The organism is Gymnodinialimonas phycosphaerae (assembly GCF_019195455.1).
GTDB classification, from domain to species: domain Bacteria; phylum Pseudomonadota; class Alphaproteobacteria; order Rhodobacterales; family Rhodobacteraceae; genus Gymnodinialimonas; species Gymnodinialimonas phycosphaerae.
Genome location: NZ_JAIMBW010000001.1, coordinates 1,926,865 through 1,942,514 on the forward strand (window position 1 = coordinate 1,926,865; position 15,650 = coordinate 1,942,514).

Below are 15,650 nucleotides of genomic sequence, written 5' to 3' on the forward strand. Positions count from 1 at the left end.
ACACTATCGTCAACGAAAGGGCCGATCATGAAACACGAGACCCCCCTCAAACGTGACCCCAACGCGATGTTGTCAGACGCTTTGAACGAAGGGTGGGAAACCGTGGATACCTTGCCCGTGCGCGGCGATGGCGTGTTCCTTGTCCTGACGCTATCGGGTCTGACCCGCCGCGCCCACAACCGCAACGCCGAGCGCAAGGCCCGGCGCGCCGATGCCTACGGCCCCAAACGCTCGACCGTGGTGGCGGTGGACAGTGGCAATTACCTTTCGGCCATCGCGTGGACGTGGCCAAAAGACTAGCGGTGCCGCTTTACCGGCCAAACTTCGAGGACACCTGCGCAGAGCACCAAGCTGCCGCCGATCACCTCTATCGGGCTTAGGGTCTCTCCGGCGATCAGCGCCGCAGAGGCTGCGCCGACCAACACTTCTGACATCAACAAGATCCCGACCCGCACCGGGTCCAACTGCGTCGTGGCCCACATCAACGCGGCAATGGCTGGCCCCCACCACAGAAGCCCGGCGACGCACGCCCAGATCGCAACGCTCCCCCAGTGGATCACACCCGGCGACGCGCCAAGACCGGGCGCCATGGCCGCTGACGCCACGGCTGCCCCCACCGCAAAGACGAATGCCGCCTCCAGCGGCGCGGGCCCCGGGCGCACGCGGATGACGGTGGTGGATATCGCCCATAGCAGCCCCGCCGCCAGTGCCATCCATTCGCCAAGGCCCCTGGGCAGCGGCACACCTCCTCCCGCGCTCAACATGGTTGCCAGCCCCAACAGGCCGACCACGATCGCCACCAAACGCAAGGCGGGCGTGTCCCAGCCCATGACGAAACGGCCGATCAGGGTGCTCCAGACCGGGGTCAGGAAAAACAACAGGATGATGATCGCGACATGGCCGTAAACAAAGCCAATGGAATAGAGGCAGAACGCCACGCCACCCAAGGCAATGGCCGCCAATGCCCCCGGGTCTGACCGCCAGAGTTTTCTGTTGCGAAAGACGACAACCGGCCACAGCACCAGAGCCGCGGCCAACGTGATCGCCAGGGTGCCCCAGGCACCCGACAACCCAAGGGCATTCAGTTCGCGGACCGGAACCCAGTAGAAGCCCCACAACAGGCCTGATCCGATAACGGTCGCCGTCGCGAGTAATGATGTGCGCGCGTGTTGCATATCGCGCAGGTACCCCGTGGCCTGCGATGAGGCAATGCGGCCCCACGCAAAAACGTGATTCTACAACTCTGGTGACCGCTGTTAGCGTCGAGCCGAGGGAAAATGGGAGATATCGGCCATGAAACACGCATTTACGGCAGCCTTGGTGCTGGCGGCTTCGCCTGCGTTTGCGGACGGCCAAGCGGCCACCATCCGGGGCGAGGTCATTGACACGTGGTGCTACTTCTCGGGCGTCATGGGCGGACCGGATGCGGTTCAGGGCACGGCCCATCATACCTGCGCGATCTGGTGCAGTGCGGGCGGCATTCCCGTGGGCCTTCTGGGTGAGGATGGCACGGTCTACATGATCCTGGCCATTGGCGGCGACGATCAGAGCGCCAGCGGCCAGACGCAGCTGGAGTTGGCGTCCCACGACATCACCGTTTCGGGGCAGGTTTTTGCCCGCGACGGGCTGAATTACCTCGTCATCGATGAGGTCATGGAAGACCACGGCATCACCAACATCAACCATACAGATTTCGGGGCCATTCCCGGCTTCGCCATCCCCAACCCGGAGGGCTGAGGCCATGTGGAAATACCTGATCCCCCTGGCGCTTGTCGCCGCCCCGGCCGCCGCCCAGGATGGCCCCTTCTCTGAAGGGTCCGAGGCGCGATCCTGGAACCTGGCGTGGGAACAGCCCGCCCGGTTCGAGGCCACAGTTGTCGACATGCTCTGCGAGGTGGCGGGCGATTGCGACAATGCCTGCGCCGCCGGTCGTCAGTTGGGCCTATTACGCGCCGCCGATGGCGTGCTGACCTACCCCAACAAGAACAATCAGGGCATATTCACCGGCGCCGCCGTTGATCTGGCGCCGTTTTGCCAGATGGACGTCGAGGTCGACGGCCTGTTGATCGAGGACGACTACATCGGCGCCACCAATGTCTACCAGGTCCAGCGCGTGCGCCTTCTGGGGGACGAAGACTGGACCACGGCGAACGGATGGACCGACGCCTGGGCCGAGGACTTCCCCGAAGCCGCCGCCCAAGACGGGCGCTGGTACCGCAACGATCCCCGCGTCCTGGCACTGATCGAGGCCGATGGCTACCTTGGCACGGGCGAGACATGGCAAGAGGCGTGGGAGCTTACGCAATGATCGCCCGCGCCCTTTTGGCTCTTTGCGTGGGCTTCCTGTCCGCGCAGACAGCCGCCGCCCAAAGCCTGACCGATGCGGTGGGCGGAAGCTTCATGCTGACCGATCACACCGGGGCCGCGCGCACGGAAGTCGACCCAGACGGCCAGCCACAACTGCTGTTCTTCGGCTATGCCAACTGCCAGGAAATCTGCTCTGCCGTGTTCCCCACGATGGCCTCTATCGTGGACATTCTGGCCGAGGACGGAACGACCCTTCGTCCCCTGATGATCACGGTAGATCCCGACCGCGACACCGTGGATACGATGGCCGAGGCACTGCACGTCCATCACCCGACCTTCGTGGGCCTCACCGGCACCGAGGACGCGCTACAAGCGGCCTACGAGGCCTATTCCGTCGAATTTGAAGAACTTTTCGTGGATCCGTTTTACGGCACTGTCTTCTCTCATGGATCGTTCATCTACCTTCTGGATGGCAACGGCACGGTGCTGACCCTGCTGCCGCCAGTGCTGGGGCCCGAGATGATGGCTCAGATCGTTTCCGGCTATCTGAACGAGGCAAGCTAGGATGGATCGCAGGCGGGTCTTGATCGGCGCGGGCGCTTTGGCGCTTGTGGGCGGTGCGTTCGCGGCCACCGAGGGCCGCAACCTGTTCTATTCCGCCCTGTCAGAGGGCGTCGATCAACAGATCGACGTCACAACCGCCCACACGATGGCGTCTGCGGGGGAAATACTGTTGATCGACATCCGTCGCCCCGATGAATGGGCGGCCACCGGCAGCCCGGTTCCCAGCCATCGCCTCGACATGCGCCGCGAGGATTTTGCGCAGGCGCTGCTGGCGCTGACCGGCGGCGCAACGGACACGCCCGTGGCTCTGATCTGCGCGCGCGGGGTGCGGTCGTCGCGGCTTACCAACCAGTTGGTCGGCGCGGGCTTCACCAACATCATGGACGTTCCCGAAGGCATGTTCGGCTCTGGTGCCGGGCCCGGCTGGATCCGCGAAGGGCTGCCCGTGGACCGAAGCTAGCACCCGGAATGCAGCCGACATCACCCCGGCATGCACCCTGGGGCCAAATCCCTTGCAAGGGATTTACCAGAGCCTTGCAAGGCTCTGTTCAGGCTTTTGCAAAAGCCTGATTTGCGCGGGGGGCACCAGCGTGCGCGAGGGGCATTATTCTGCGGCGCTTGGCAGGTCTTTCAGGGTCTCTCGCAACTCGGCGCGATGCGCTTTTGCCGCCCGGATAATTGCAGGCGCTGCGTAGACCTCGGGCGTGCCGAGCGCTTGCATCGTGGCACGAAAGCGCGTCAACCGCAGGCCCGACAGCGCCGAGAGCGGCACCGCGAAGGCCAGAGAGAATGCGATCGGCAAAAGCCAGACCGAGACGATCCCGGCCACCATCCCCGCGATCATCGCCGTGCCTGCAAGCGTCTCGAGCATGTGGAATTTCAGCATCGCCCAGAGCGAATATCGCCCTCCCGCGCGGGCTTGCGGCGCCCAATCCACCTTCACGCCCAGAAGCGTTTTGGCGACGGCCAAGGTCTGCTGCACCATCAGGATCGGCGCATAGAGAATGGACAAGATCAACTCGGACACAAAGGATACGAAGAAGCGAAAGAAGCCGCCAAGCTCTTCGATGCGCAGGCCCACGCCGCCGATTGCGGCAGCTCCCAACGCCTTGGGCGCCAACAGCATTCCGTACATGAAGACCAGCAAGGCGGTCGCATGAACGGCGGTCATTTCCGGCCATTGCACCTGTGGATTGACGCCAGAGAAATAGCGGATCACGTTCTGCTCTTGCCCCGTTCCGATCAGCGCCCAGACCATCAGCAGCGCAAACCACGCGGGGCTTAGCAGGTAGCTGATCGCGCCGTGGAACATGTGGAACCGGCTGACCCCGTGGAACCCCTTGGCCGCCAGCAATTTCAGGTGTTGCAGGTTGCCTTGGCACCACCGCCGGTCCCGGATGACGTAATCGATCAGGGTCGCGGGGACCTCTTCATAACTGCCCTTGATGCGCGGCGAGAAGCGCACGCCCCAGCCTGCACGGCGCAAAAGGCCCGCTTCCACGAAGTCGTGGGACAGGATCAACGCGCCCTCGCCCGAGAGGGTCCGGATCCTTGGCAATCCGGCGCAGGAGGCGAAGGCCGCGGTGCGGATAATGGCGTTGTGGCCCCAGTAGTTGCCCTCCCGGTCGCTCCAGGTGGCAAGGCCTTCGGCAAGCGCCGCACCATATATGGCCGATGCAAACTGCTGCACGCGGGCAAAAACCGTCTCGGCCCCGTAGAGCTGCGGAAAGCTCTGGATCAGGCCCGCGCTGGGGTCGTTCGACAACTCATCACTCAGTGCCACAATGGCGTCGCCGGACATCAGGCTATCGGCGTCGAGCACAACCATCGCCGCATACCCGCCCCCCCACCGTTCCACCCAGTCGGCAAGGTTGCCGACCTTGCGGTCCGTGTTCTCGGCGCGGCGGCGGTAGTGTATGCGGATGCTTTCGGGCAGGCGTGCGCGCAGCGTCGCGAAGGCGCGCAACTCTTGGTCTGCGGTTTCGGCGTTGCGCGTGTCGGACAGAATGAACAGGGTGTAGCGGTGCTGTGTGGGGTGCGCATCCAGCGCCTCCAACATCGCGCAGGCATTGCCGAAAACGTCCCAAGGCACCTCATTATAGCAGGGCACCAGAAGCGCCACATCCATCGCCGGGCCGGTCGCAGGAGCGGCGCGTTTGCGCGTCAGCACAAGGCGCAGAATGCCCACGCTGACCGTCGAAACAGAGAGCGAAATCCAGAAGAAGGTAAGCGCGATCAGGGCGATCAGCGTCAGTTCAAAGCCCGTCAGCCCCCCCATCACGAACCAGTCCGTGAAGACCGCAACGATGCCAAAGGTCGTGATGAAGGCAGGCAGGAACGTCGCCAGGCGCCAAAGGCCCGCGCGGCCCCGGCCAAGCCCCGGGGCGCTGGCATCCTGATAGGTCGTGCGCAGGTTCTGGATCGGGCGCGAGAGGGGCGCTTGCGGGGGCATGTACGGCTCGGCGCGGAGGGGCATCGTCATGCGGACCACCGATAGAGCCAGACTTCCGTGACCGGCTCGTCGCCCGCCAACAACTGCGCCCGCAGCTCCATGGAGGGGACATCGCCCGGCTCCAACGCGAAGGTCAGGCGCAGGCCGCCAGTGCGCGGGTTGCGCTCCAGCACGCCGTCGGTGACCTCACCCCGGTGCGCGCGGACAATCCTGGTATAGCTGTCGGGGTTGCCCGAGAGCGCCGGATGATCGGCAAAATCGACAGAGACCAGCGTTCGGGAACGGTCCCAATTGCCGCCAATCGCGGTGTTGAGAACCGGCGCCACGTTCCGGGGGCGCGGCGGTTCCGCGCTCCATTCCATGTCGTAGGTGAAGCGATATTCGCCCCCGGCCTCCAGCCCGGCGCGGGGGCGCCAATACGCGACAATATTGTCGTAGATCTCCAATTCCGAGGGAATTTCCACCAGTTGGACGGAGCCTTCGCCCCAGCTTTCGCCCGGTGTTATCCACAAAGACGGGCGGTCCTCGTAGTGGGCCTCGAAGTCTTCGAAATCCGCCAAGTCGCGCGCCCGTTGCATCAGCCCGAAGCCTTGAGGGCTGTCGTCGACGAACGAGGACACTTCCAACTGCGCCGGATTCTTCAGGGAACGGAACAGCAGCTCACCGGCGCCGTTGTGGATCATCAGCCCATCGCTGTCGTGGACTGCGGGGCGGAAATCATCGTGACCGGCGCGGTTGGTCTGATCGAAAAGGAACATCGACGTCAGCGGCGCGATCCCCACATGGGGCAGGTCCACGCGGGGGTACAGCGTGACCTGCACGGACATCCGCGTGGCCTCGCCGGGATCGATGTAGAAGGTATAGGCCCCGGTGCAGCTTTCGCCATCCAGCAGCGCGTGCAAGACCTGCGTCGCATCGCCGGGCTGCGGGGCTTCCAGCCAGAACCGCGTGAACTCGGGGAATTCCTCGCCCTCTGGCCCGGCCGTGTTGATCGCAAGGCCACGTGCCGAGAGGCCATAGTTCATGCCCGTGCCGATGGCGCGGAAATAGCTTGCCCCTTGGAAGACCGCGAATTCGGTGAAGATGTCAGCCCGTTCCAAGGCGGCGCGCAAGCGCAGGCCGGAATAGCCCATCGTCTCATCCACAGGCAGATCGGGGAATTGGTCCGTCATGTCGAACAAGGACATGTCGAAGGCAAGCGTCTGGGCGATGCCGCCCTCGACGACATTGACCTCCACGGGACGGGGGAAATAGAGGCCAGGGTGGAAGAAATCCACCTTGAAGGGCCGATCCTCATCGGTCCAAAGGCCCCGCTGGGGATTGAACCACATCATCCGGTATTCGTCGTAGCTTAGGTTGCGCCAGCCCTCGGGCACCTGTGGCAGGGGCATGTGGGGGGCTTGCGACAGGCGCAGCGCCTCTGCCTCCAACCAGGCACGGTCAAAGGGATGGGCAGAGCCCTCACGGAACATCGGCAAGCCAAGTGCAGGTGAGGCCATGGCCGCCGCCAGCAGCGCCAGCGAGGAGCGGCGCGAGATATTCGGCCCGATCATCGCTTTACCCGCCACGGCTGTGATTTGATCCAACCGACGCCGTAGGCGACGGCCAGCAGCAACCCGACCCCAACGAGGTTCACGAACACCGTGTGCCAGGCCGCGTCCCGGCCCCATTGGTCCAGCCAGAAGCCGTTAAGGCGCGCCAGGATCATCGAGAAGACAAACACCGCCAAGGATTGTTGGCCGATCTTCATCAACTGGCGTACCGTGACGTCCCATGCGCGCGACGCCATGCCAGACCCAGATGCGATCAGGTACTTGCCCCCCTCGCCGACCAGAACCCAAGCCAGATAGGCCAGCGACAGGAACTGCGCATAGCGGAACAGGCCGAAGTCGGATTTGGTGATCCACATCTGGTTTGCGACCCGCCAATCGACCACGGGGTTGCCCTCGAACGCCAAGCCAAGCCATTCGCGGTTCACCGCACGCACCCCGATGTTCGACAGCGGGATATTGGCCAGCACGACAATCAGGGCCAGCGCGATCAACCACATCTTGACCGGTGGCTTGGGGAGCCACCCGATCATGAACGCGAACCCGGTGAAGAAGACCAACTGCCAGCCGAAGGGGTTGAAGAACCACTGACGGTCGCTCCACGGTTCGGCGGGCAGGGACAGGGCCAAGTGGCCGACGCCCATGGCCTCCAGCAGGCGCGACTGGGCAAACAGCCAAACCGTCACCACAACGGCCGCCGTCAGCCACAGGTTCACCCGTGACAAGGCCATGACGAGGGGCATCATCGCCAGGATCACAAGGTACATCGGCAGGATGTCGAAGTAGTTCGGCACATAGGTCAACGTCACAAGACCCAGCATCTGGTCCATCGTCGTCGACACCAGCACGTCATCGCGGGTTATGCCGTCGAAGAAGGGGATCAGGTTCAGCTGTCCCACGTAATTCCGCTCGAACGGACCCAGCGCGTTCAGCGCCACCATCAGGGCTGCGATGGCGAAAAACATCCCGATGTGCGCCCAGTAGACCTGCCAGCAGCGGTATCCGACCCGCGCCGCCCCAAGGCCCCATCCCGCCCGCTCGAACGTGCGCCCGAATGCAATGGCCGAGGCCATGCCCGAGCAGAAAACAAACATCTCGGTCGCGTCCGAGAAGCCCCAGCGCGCCGGTATCCACGAGGTGAAGAAGTTCCCCGGCGTGTGGGCGAAAAGGATGATGATCATCGCGATACCGCGAAAGAAATCGAGGCGCGGATCGCGCACGGTCGCGGGCGCGGCAGCCTGGGCTGCGGCGCGGGGAGGAGGTGCAAAATCTGGTGTTGTACTGACCATGGCCAAGGGCCCGTGTCCTTTATTCGGCCGGAACGCGCAAGGGGGACGCGGGGCTGGCGGCAATCATTTCACGCCGGGTGGCTGCAAAACGATCGTCCCGACCGGCGCGCCGTGTTGTGCGTTCCTCCAGCAGGCCAAGTGCGTCCTTCATGGCACCCGAACGAATCCCGGCGTCGATTGTCAAACGCTCGAACACATCGCGCTGCGCGTGTGAGCCGCCGGCCAGTTGCATGTGCCGCCGGGCGCGGCGCAGGCCCGCGAAGGCCGTCGCGTAATCGCCTTCACCGAAGGCTTCCAACCCCTGGGCCGCCGCCGTTCCGGGGCTGGCCATGCGCATCTCCATCTCGGTGCTGCCGCGCGCGCCGTCCGCCGCGATCCGCGCCACCAGCGTGGCGGTTGCGTCCTCACGCCGGCCCCCGACAAGGGCCAGAAGGTAGTGCAGATCCGCGAAGATCAGCTGTCCATCGTCCGTGCGTGCAGCCGAGGTTTCGGCCAGTTCGTCCCACCGATCGCCCACGTCGATCCCCTCCAGCTCCAGCCGCATCAACAGCGATGTCGCGTTGGAGATATCGCGGTAATCGTCCGTCTTGTCGGCGCGGATCAGCGTGTCATAGAGGTCCAGCACGACATCGGTTTGCCCCATGTCCAAGTGCATCAGCGCCTTGTGCCACCAAACGTGGTAGCGGAAATTGTTGCAATGGGCCCAGGCCGCTTCGCGACCCGACAGCCAGCGCAGGCCCTTCTCGGGCGCGGCGGTCATGTCGTAGACATGGGCCACCGCGTGCAGGCCCCAAGCGTCATCGGGACGGATCGCAAGCGCCGCCGAGCCTGCCGCCGCCGCGCGGCCGTATTCGCCGGTCTCTTCCAGCGCGAAGGCGTGGCAGCCCATGAGGTAACCGCGCCCGGGGTGGTCCTGGCCATATGCGGGCATCACCGCCTCGATCGAGCGGCGCATGCCTTGCGCATCCCCCAGCACAAAGCGGATCGCATGGGCGATCTTCATGGCCAGCGTATCGTCCGGCGCGGTTTCCAGCACCTTGTCGAGAAGTGCTACCGCCTTGGACGGTTGCCCACCCAGCCAGATCTCCAGGGCGCTCACGAAGGCCCGTTCGCGTACCGTGATCGGACGGTTTTGATCGGACGCCTTGGCACTGGCGCATGCCTCACGGGCGGTTTGCACAAGCTCTCCCCGACCAAGAAGCAGCAGGAAAATACCCTTCACTGCATGGCCCAACGCAAATTCGGGGTCAGCGTACAATGTCGCACCAAGGTGATCGGGCGTCTTGGCACCATGGGCCAGAAAGGCCATCTGCGTGGCGTTCCATGCCTCAACCCCTGCCGCCGTCGCGATGGTGCTGGGTTGGCCGAAACAGTCTGTCTGCAGCATGCCGTATCCGATTCTGATCAAGTCGCCTTTATTCCGATTAGACCATGGGTCCGCCTGCGCGAAGGGCAGATGGGGCGATATGACGGACATGTGAGCCGATGGGATGCGCGCGTGAACGTTTTTTCGCCGGATCGCCCCATGATCGGCAGGAAGTCGCTGTTATCGCGGCGCTTTACGCGCAGGGCGCGCCCGAATTTCAGGCCGTGTGCCTAGAGTTCCGGCGCCGCGCGCACGCCCGAGAGCCAGTCCAGGACCGCCTGCGTGTCTTCGCCCAGGTGCGGCGGCGGGCGGCGGTAAGTGACTGGTGTGACAGAGAATTTCAGCGGATTTCCGATCAATTCCACGCCACCCCGATCGATCCCGTCCTTGGCCATGTCGATGCGCATCCCCCGTGCCATCGCCTGGTCGCTGGCAAAGGCCTGCTCTACCGTGTTTACGGGGCCCACGGGGACTTTGCGGGCCTCAAGACCCGCGACGATATCGGCCTGGCTGTGCTGGACCATCAGCGCTTCCAGTAGCGGGATCAGGGTCTCGCGGTTCGTCACGCGGGCGGAATTCGTGGCAAAGCGCGGGTCATCCGCCAAATCGGGCTGCCCGAGGAAATCGCAGAACCGCGTGTATTGCAGGTCATTGCCGACGGCGACCAGAACGAAGCCGTCCGAGCAGGCGAAGGTCTGATACGGCACGATTGTTGCATGCTCGTTCCCACGCCGGGCACGCGGCTTTCCCGTTGTCAGATGGGCCACGCCTTCATTGATCATCCACGCCAGCGAGGCGTCGACCAGTGACAGATCCACATGCTGCCCCTGCCCCGTTTTATCCCGGTGGCGCAGGGCGGCGAGGATGCCGATGCTTGCATACATGCCGGTCATCACGTCGGCGATGCCCACGGCCACTTTCATCGGGGCGCCGTCGGGCTCTCCGGTCAGGGACATGATGCCGGAATAGCCTTGCGCCATCAGATCATAGCCGGGCTTTTCACGATTGGGCCCCGTATGCCCGAAGCCCGAGATCGAGCAGTGGATAAGCTGGGGATAAGCTGTGAGCAGCGTTGCATGGTCGAGGCCGTATTTCTCTAGCCCGCCGGGCTTGAAATTCTCGATCACGATGTCGGCGCGGGCGGCGATCTGGTGGATCGTTTTCTGGCCTTCTTCTGTCGCGATATCCACCGCCACAGACAGCTTGTTACGGTTGGCGCACATGAAATAGCTGGAAAGATCCGTGGGCTGCCCGTCTTCGCCCGTGGCGAACGGAGGCCCCCAGCCACGCGTGTCATCGCCGCGGTCCGGGTGTTCGATCTTGATGATCGTGGCACCCAGGTCGCCCAGGGCCTGTGTGCAGGTCGGCCCGGCCAGAATGCGTGACAGATCAAGAACAATTAGCCCCTCCAACGGTCCCTTAGATGCGGCCATCATATCCCCCCCGGTCAATTTCTGCGGCAATGACGGTGAAGGTTTCCGCCTTCAGCGCACCTTCTATGGCGGCGCGCAGGTCAGCCCGGTTGCGTACCGTCACCCCTGCCCCGCCCATGGCCCGACCGATCCGCGCGATGTCGTGCTTGGCCGGATAGTCCACGGCGGCATTGTTCAGTTGCCGTTCGCGCTGTTTCTTCTCGATCAGCGCCAGAGAGGCATCGACGAGGACAATGATGATCGGCGCAAGCCCCATGTCGGCGGCAGTGGTCAATTCACCGGCAACCATGAGGAAGCCACCGTCACCCACAAAGCCCACGGCGGGGCTACCCGGGTCGGCCAGCGCAAGGCCCATGGCCATCGGCACCGCGCAGCCCATGGTGCAAAGTCCCGTGGATTGGATAAGCCCGCGCGGCATCGGCGTTTCCCACATCTGGCTGAGCAGAATGCGATGCGCGCCGCTGTCCACCGACACACGCGTGTTGGCGGGCAAGGCTGCACGGGCCTCGGCGATCACGCCGGCAGGGCCCCAATCGTCGTCCTGCGGGAACGCCCGTCCAAGGGCCGCCTTGGTGGTTGCGGGCTCTTTGCCCGGCCATGTTTCATGGGGTCTGACGCCCGAAAGCGCTGCCAGCCCGGCCCCGATGTTGCAGGTGAAGCTAAGCGTTGCCTGGTGCATGTAGTGGCGGTTCGGGGTTGCCTGGATGTCGATGACACGTTGCCTGGCGGGGTCCCAGACCTCGCGCCAGCCCGGGCGCATCTCGATCGGGTCATAGCCGATGCACAAGATCAGATCGGCCTGCTCCACAAGCGGCAAGAGGTGGCTGTCAGCCAACGGCGACAGGCCCGCGCCGCCCATGGCGAGCGGATGATCCTCGGGCAGGACGCCCTTGGCCTTGTAGGTGGTGATGACGGGAATGCTGTAGGTTTCCGCGAAGGCCTGGAGATCGGCACTGGCGTTGTCGGCAAGCACATCAAGCCCCGCGATGATGATCGGACGCCTGGCGTCCAGCATCCATCGATCTGCGGTCCCCAGATCGGCCCCATAGGGCGCGACCTGGGACTCGGGCGCGCGGCGGCGGCCCTTGGGGACGCAAGGCGTGTCGGCCACGGCGATCGGCACATCGATCAGGACCGGCCCCGCGCGACGCTCGCAGGCGATGGCGACGGCCTTGTCGGCAATCGTGTCGGCCTCGGCCGCCGTCAGCGTGAACGTCGCCTTGGTGATCGGGTCCAGCACGGCGCGGTGATCCAGCACCTGGTGCGTGTAGGTCAGCGCCTCATCGGCATCCAGGCATCCTGTCAGCACGACCATCGGCACCCGGTCCTGTTCGGCGTTGGCCACCACGTTGACCGCGTTCATCAACCCCGGCCCGACCGTGGCCACCAGCACCACCGGCGCGCCGTCGACATGGTGCACGCCCTCGCCGATGAACCCACCCGCGTTCTCATGCTTGACCAGATGGAAGGCTATCCCGGCCTTTTCCAGCGCGTCGACGATGGTCAGCACTTCGCCGCCCGGCATCCCGAAGGCATGGCGGCACCCGGCCTCGTAAAGCCTGACCGCGACCGCATCCGCCGCGCGCATCTGTTGTATCATGAAATTGCCCTTTTCGTTTGCCTGACCCCGGCTACACTGAAACGAGCGCGGGCTCCAAGGCAAGGCGGCCACACGTCCTTGTGCTTGGTCTTTACCCCCGCTCAGAGGCAGGTTACCGCAAACACGTGGGTGACTGCCATTGCAGGACAAAGCCCGCCCGCGTTACATCTGGGCCATGGCCGCAGGACGCGGCCGGTGCGGGGACACATGGCCGAGACTTCAGAAAGCGAAAGCCGCAAGCTGTTATCACGTTTGCAGGCCGTCATGGCAGAGGCCGCGGCGGGTCAGGAACGTCTGGATCGAATCACGCATCTGATTGCGGATTCGATGAAGACAGAGGTGTGCTCTATCTATCTGCTGCGCGACGCGGAAACGCTGGAGCTTTGCGCCACGCAGGGTCTGTCACCGGAGGCCGTCCACGTTACCCGGATGCGGATCGGCGAGGGCCTCGTGGGCCGCGTCGCCCGCCAGGCACGCCCGATCAACACCGCCAACGCCCCCGCAGAGAAGGGCTTTCGCTACATGCCGGAGACGGGGGAAGAGGCCTATTCCTCGTTCCTCGGGGTGCCGATCCAGCGGTTGGGGGAGCTCTTGGGCGTGCTGGTGGTCCAGTCCAAGGACGAGCGCCAGTATTCCGAAGATGAGGTCTACGCCATCGAGGTCGTGGCCATGGTCATCGCCGAGATGACCGAGTTGGGCGTCTTCGTCGGCGAAGGTGCGGCGCTGTCGGCGCGCCACACCAACCAGGTGATGTTCAAGGGCGGCACCGCGCAGGAAGGCGCCGCGATGGGCCATGTCTGGCTCCATGAACCGCGCGTGGTCGTGACCAACCCTGTGGCCGATGATCCCGCCGTCGAACGGGTGCGCCTGAACGAGGCCGTGGACCAGTTGCGCACCGATATCGACCAGATGCTGACCCATGCGGGCAAGGGCGACAAGGATCAGGCCGAAGTGCTGGAAGCCTACCGCATGTTCGCCCGGTCACGCGGTTGGATGCGGCGGATGGAGGAAGACATCGAGCGGGGCCTTTCGGCAGAGGCGGCGGTGGAGAAAGAGCAATCTTCTGCCCGTGCGCGGATGGAGACGGTGCCTGACGCCTACCTGCGCGAACGGCTGCATGATCTCGATGACCTGTCGAACCGTCTTCTGCGCCTGCTGACCGGTCAAGGCAACAACACCGGTGCCGAGATGCCGATGGACCCCGTGCTGGTGGCTCGAAACATCGGCCCCGCCGAATTGCTGGACTATGGCCGACGCCTGAAGGGCATCGTGCTGGAAGAAGGCTCGGTCGGGTCCCACGCCGCCATCGTGGCGCGGGCGCTGGCGATCCCGCTGGTGATCCACGCCAAGCGTATCAGCACCGAGGCCCTGAACGGCGATCCGATCCTTGTCGATGGCGATCAGGGCATCGTGCACCTGCGCCCCGAGGATACGGTCGCCTCCGCCTTCCGCGACAAACTGGCGATGCAGGCCGAAGCGCAGGAACGCTATGCCTCCATCCGCGACAAGCCCGCGACGTCCTTGTGCGGCACGACGGTGTCGCTGCAAATGAACGCGGGCCTCATGGCCGATCTGCCGTCCCTGCCCTCTTCGGGGGCCGAGGGCGTGGGCCTGTTCCGGACGGAGCTGCAATTCCTCACCCGCGCCCGCGTGCCGCGTCGGGGTGAGTTGGCACAGCTTTATGCAAGGGTGATGGACGCCGCGGGCGACAAGCGGGTGATCTTTCGGACACTCGACATCGGGTCCGACAAGGTGCTGCCCTACATGAAGCCCCAGGATGAGCCGAACCCCGCGCTGGGGTGGCGCGCGATCCGCGTTGGTCTCGACAAGCCCGGCGTCATGCGGATGCAGTTGCAGGCGCTGATCCGGGCCGCGAACGGGCGGCCCCTGTCGGTGATGTTCCCGTTCATCGCGCAGTTTGACGAATTCACCGCCGCGCGCGACCATTTGATGCGCGAGATGGACCGCGAAGCGGCCTTGGGCCACGTGCTGCCCTCGGATCTGCAAGTGGGCGCGATGCTGGAGACGCCCTCGCTGGCGTTTGCGCCGCACCAGTTCTTCGAGATGGCCGATTTCATCTCTATCGGCGGCAACGACCTGAAGCAGTTCTTCTTCGCCGCCGACCGCGAGAATGAGCGCGTCCGCCGCCGCTATGACACGTTGAACATCTCGTATCTCACCTTTCTGGAGCAGATCGTGCACCGCTGCGCCGAGGCGGACACGCCGCTGAGTTTCTGCGGCGAGGACGCGGGCCGCCCCGTAGAGGCGGTGTGTTTCGCGGCCATGGGCCTGCGCAACCTGTCGATGCGCCCGGCCTCGATCGGACCGGTGAAGTCGCTGTTGCGCCGCGTGGACCTGAGGGAAGCGCGCAGCGTGATCACCGAGGCGCGCGGCACCGGTGCACAATCCGTTCGCGGGGCCGTGATGGACTGGCTGAAGCGGCAGGCCTAGCTGCTGCGCCGCAAGGTGGCCGTCAGGATCCCCATCCCGATCAGCGTCGCACCGCCCGCTCGGGTCAGCCAGGCGATGATGCCGGGCCGCGACAGGCGGTCGCGCAGGCTGCCCGCCAGCAGCGCGTAAATGAGTGCGTTGATCGTGGCGAGGCTGACAAACGTCGCGATCAGGATCGCGAATTGCGGCAGAAGCGGCGCTTCGGGCGCGATGAACTGCGGCACGAACGCAATGAAAAACGCGATGGATTTGGGGTTGAGCGCCGTAACGGCGGCAGCATGGGTGAAGGTACGACGCGCCGTGACGCCGCCCGTCGCAGGCAAGGCGAAATCCGCATGTTGCGCCGAGAGGATCATCTTCACGCCAAGATAGACCAGGTAGACCGCGCCGACCCATTTGAGCGCGGTGAACAAGGTGGCCGAGGCCATCACCAACGCGCCAAGCCCCGCCAGCGACGCGGTCATGGCCACCAGGTCGCCCACCGCGACGCCCGCCGCCGTGGATACCGCCACGCGGCGGCCCTGGCTGATCGCATAACTCAGCACCAATAGGATCGTCGGGCCGGGGATCAGCAGCAAAACGGTGGAGGCGGCGACGAAGGTCAGCCAGGTCTCAAAGGGCATCGCGGGGCTCCGAAC

14 protein-coding genes are annotated in these 15,650 nt (G+C 64.6%); 6 read left to right on the forward strand and 8 right to left on the reverse strand.

The window, feature by feature from the left end:
- The first annotated feature begins 27 nt into the window (after positions 1-27).
- Positions 28-300: a hypothetical protein gene (locus KUL25_RS09495; RefSeq protein WP_257892725.1), complete on the forward strand. Its 273-nt coding sequence runs from the start codon at positions 28-30 to the stop codon at positions 298-300.
- On the opposite strand, the gene KUL25_RS09500 is transcribed toward KUL25_RS09495, so the two are convergent.
- Positions 297-1,175, reverse strand: a complete 879-nt coding sequence (locus tag KUL25_RS09500) for a DMT family transporter (protein ID WP_257892726.1) — start codon at positions 1,173-1,175, stop codon at positions 297-299. The genes KUL25_RS09495 and KUL25_RS09500 overlap by 4 nt on opposite strands.
- Positions 1,176-1,293: 118 nt before the next feature.
- Between KUL25_RS09500 and KUL25_RS09505 the strand changes: the two genes are divergently transcribed.
- From KUL25_RS09505 to KUL25_RS09520, 4 genes are read left to right on the forward strand one after another with little or no spacing between them, the layout of a single operon-like run.
- Positions 1,294-1,737: a hypothetical protein gene (locus KUL25_RS09505; RefSeq protein WP_257892727.1), complete on the forward strand. Its 444-nt coding sequence runs from the start codon at positions 1,294-1,296 to the stop codon at positions 1,735-1,737.
- Between the two features lie 4 nt (positions 1,738-1,741).
- A complete protein-coding gene (locus KUL25_RS09510; protein WP_257892728.1) occupies positions 1,742-2,308 on the forward strand; it encodes a hypothetical protein in 567 nt (188 codons plus the stop codon).
- Positions 2,305-2,871, forward strand: coding sequence for an SCO family protein (locus KUL25_RS09515; protein ID WP_257892729.1), 567 nt, complete (start codon positions 2,305-2,307; stop codon positions 2,869-2,871). The genes KUL25_RS09510 and KUL25_RS09515 overlap by 4 nt, the downstream gene beginning before the upstream one ends.
- A gap of 1 nt (position 2,872) precedes the next feature.
- Positions 2,873-3,331 (forward strand): rhodanese-like domain-containing protein, encoded by a 459-nt coding sequence (locus tag KUL25_RS09520; RefSeq protein ID WP_257892730.1) that lies wholly within the window; start codon positions 2,873-2,875, stop codon positions 3,329-3,331.
- A 144-nt stretch (positions 3,332-3,475) separates the two neighbouring features.
- On the opposite strand, the gene mdoH is transcribed toward KUL25_RS09520, so the two are convergent.
- The 6 genes from mdoH to KUL25_RS09550 form a co-directional block, all read right to left on the reverse strand.
- Entirely contained in the window at positions 3,476-5,353 is a 1,878-nt protein-coding gene (mdoH, locus tag KUL25_RS09525; protein WP_257892731.1) for a glucans biosynthesis glucosyltransferase MdoH, read from the reverse strand.
- Positions 5,350-6,876 carry a glucan biosynthesis protein G gene (locus KUL25_RS09530; protein WP_427854482.1) on the reverse strand — a complete coding sequence of 509 codons (1,527 nt, stop codon included), beginning with the start codon at positions 6,874-6,876 and terminating at the stop codon, positions 5,350-5,352. The genes mdoH and KUL25_RS09530 overlap by 4 nt, the downstream gene beginning before the upstream one ends.
- Positions 6,873-8,162 carry an OpgC family protein gene (locus KUL25_RS09535; protein ID WP_068354351.1) on the reverse strand — a complete coding sequence of 430 codons (1,290 nt, stop codon included), beginning with the start codon at positions 8,160-8,162 and terminating at the stop codon, positions 6,873-6,875. Before KUL25_RS09535 ends, KUL25_RS09530 begins: the two co-directional genes overlap by 4 nt.
- 19 nt (positions 8,163-8,181) lie before the next feature.
- Positions 8,182-9,546 carry a tetratricopeptide repeat protein gene (locus KUL25_RS09540; protein WP_257894837.1) on the reverse strand — a complete coding sequence of 455 codons (1,365 nt, stop codon included), beginning with the start codon at positions 9,544-9,546 and terminating at the stop codon, positions 8,182-8,184.
- Between the two features lie 212 nt (positions 9,547-9,758).
- Positions 9,759-10,961, reverse strand: coding sequence for a CaiB/BaiF CoA transferase family protein (locus KUL25_RS09545; RefSeq protein ID WP_257892733.1), 1,203 nt, complete (start codon positions 10,959-10,961; stop codon positions 9,759-9,761).
- Complete coding sequence (locus KUL25_RS09550; protein WP_257892734.1) at positions 10,948-12,561, reverse strand: thiamine pyrophosphate-binding protein; 1,614 nt, start codon at positions 12,559-12,561, stop codon at positions 10,948-10,950. The genes KUL25_RS09545 and KUL25_RS09550 overlap by 14 nt, the downstream gene beginning before the upstream one ends.
- Before the next feature lie 207 nt (positions 12,562-12,768).
- On the opposite strand from KUL25_RS09550, the gene ptsP reads away from it, so the two are divergent.
- Positions 12,769-15,012, forward strand: a complete 2,244-nt coding sequence (gene ptsP / locus KUL25_RS09555) for a phosphoenolpyruvate--protein phosphotransferase (protein ID WP_257892735.1) — start codon at positions 12,769-12,771, stop codon at positions 15,010-15,012.
- Here the strand turns inward: ptsP and KUL25_RS09560 are convergent.
- Positions 15,009-15,635, reverse strand: a complete 627-nt coding sequence (locus KUL25_RS09560; RefSeq protein ID WP_257892736.1) for a LysE family translocator — start codon at positions 15,633-15,635, stop codon at positions 15,009-15,011. The genes ptsP and KUL25_RS09560 overlap by 4 nt on opposite strands.
- Positions 15,636-15,650 lie beyond the last annotated feature (15 nt).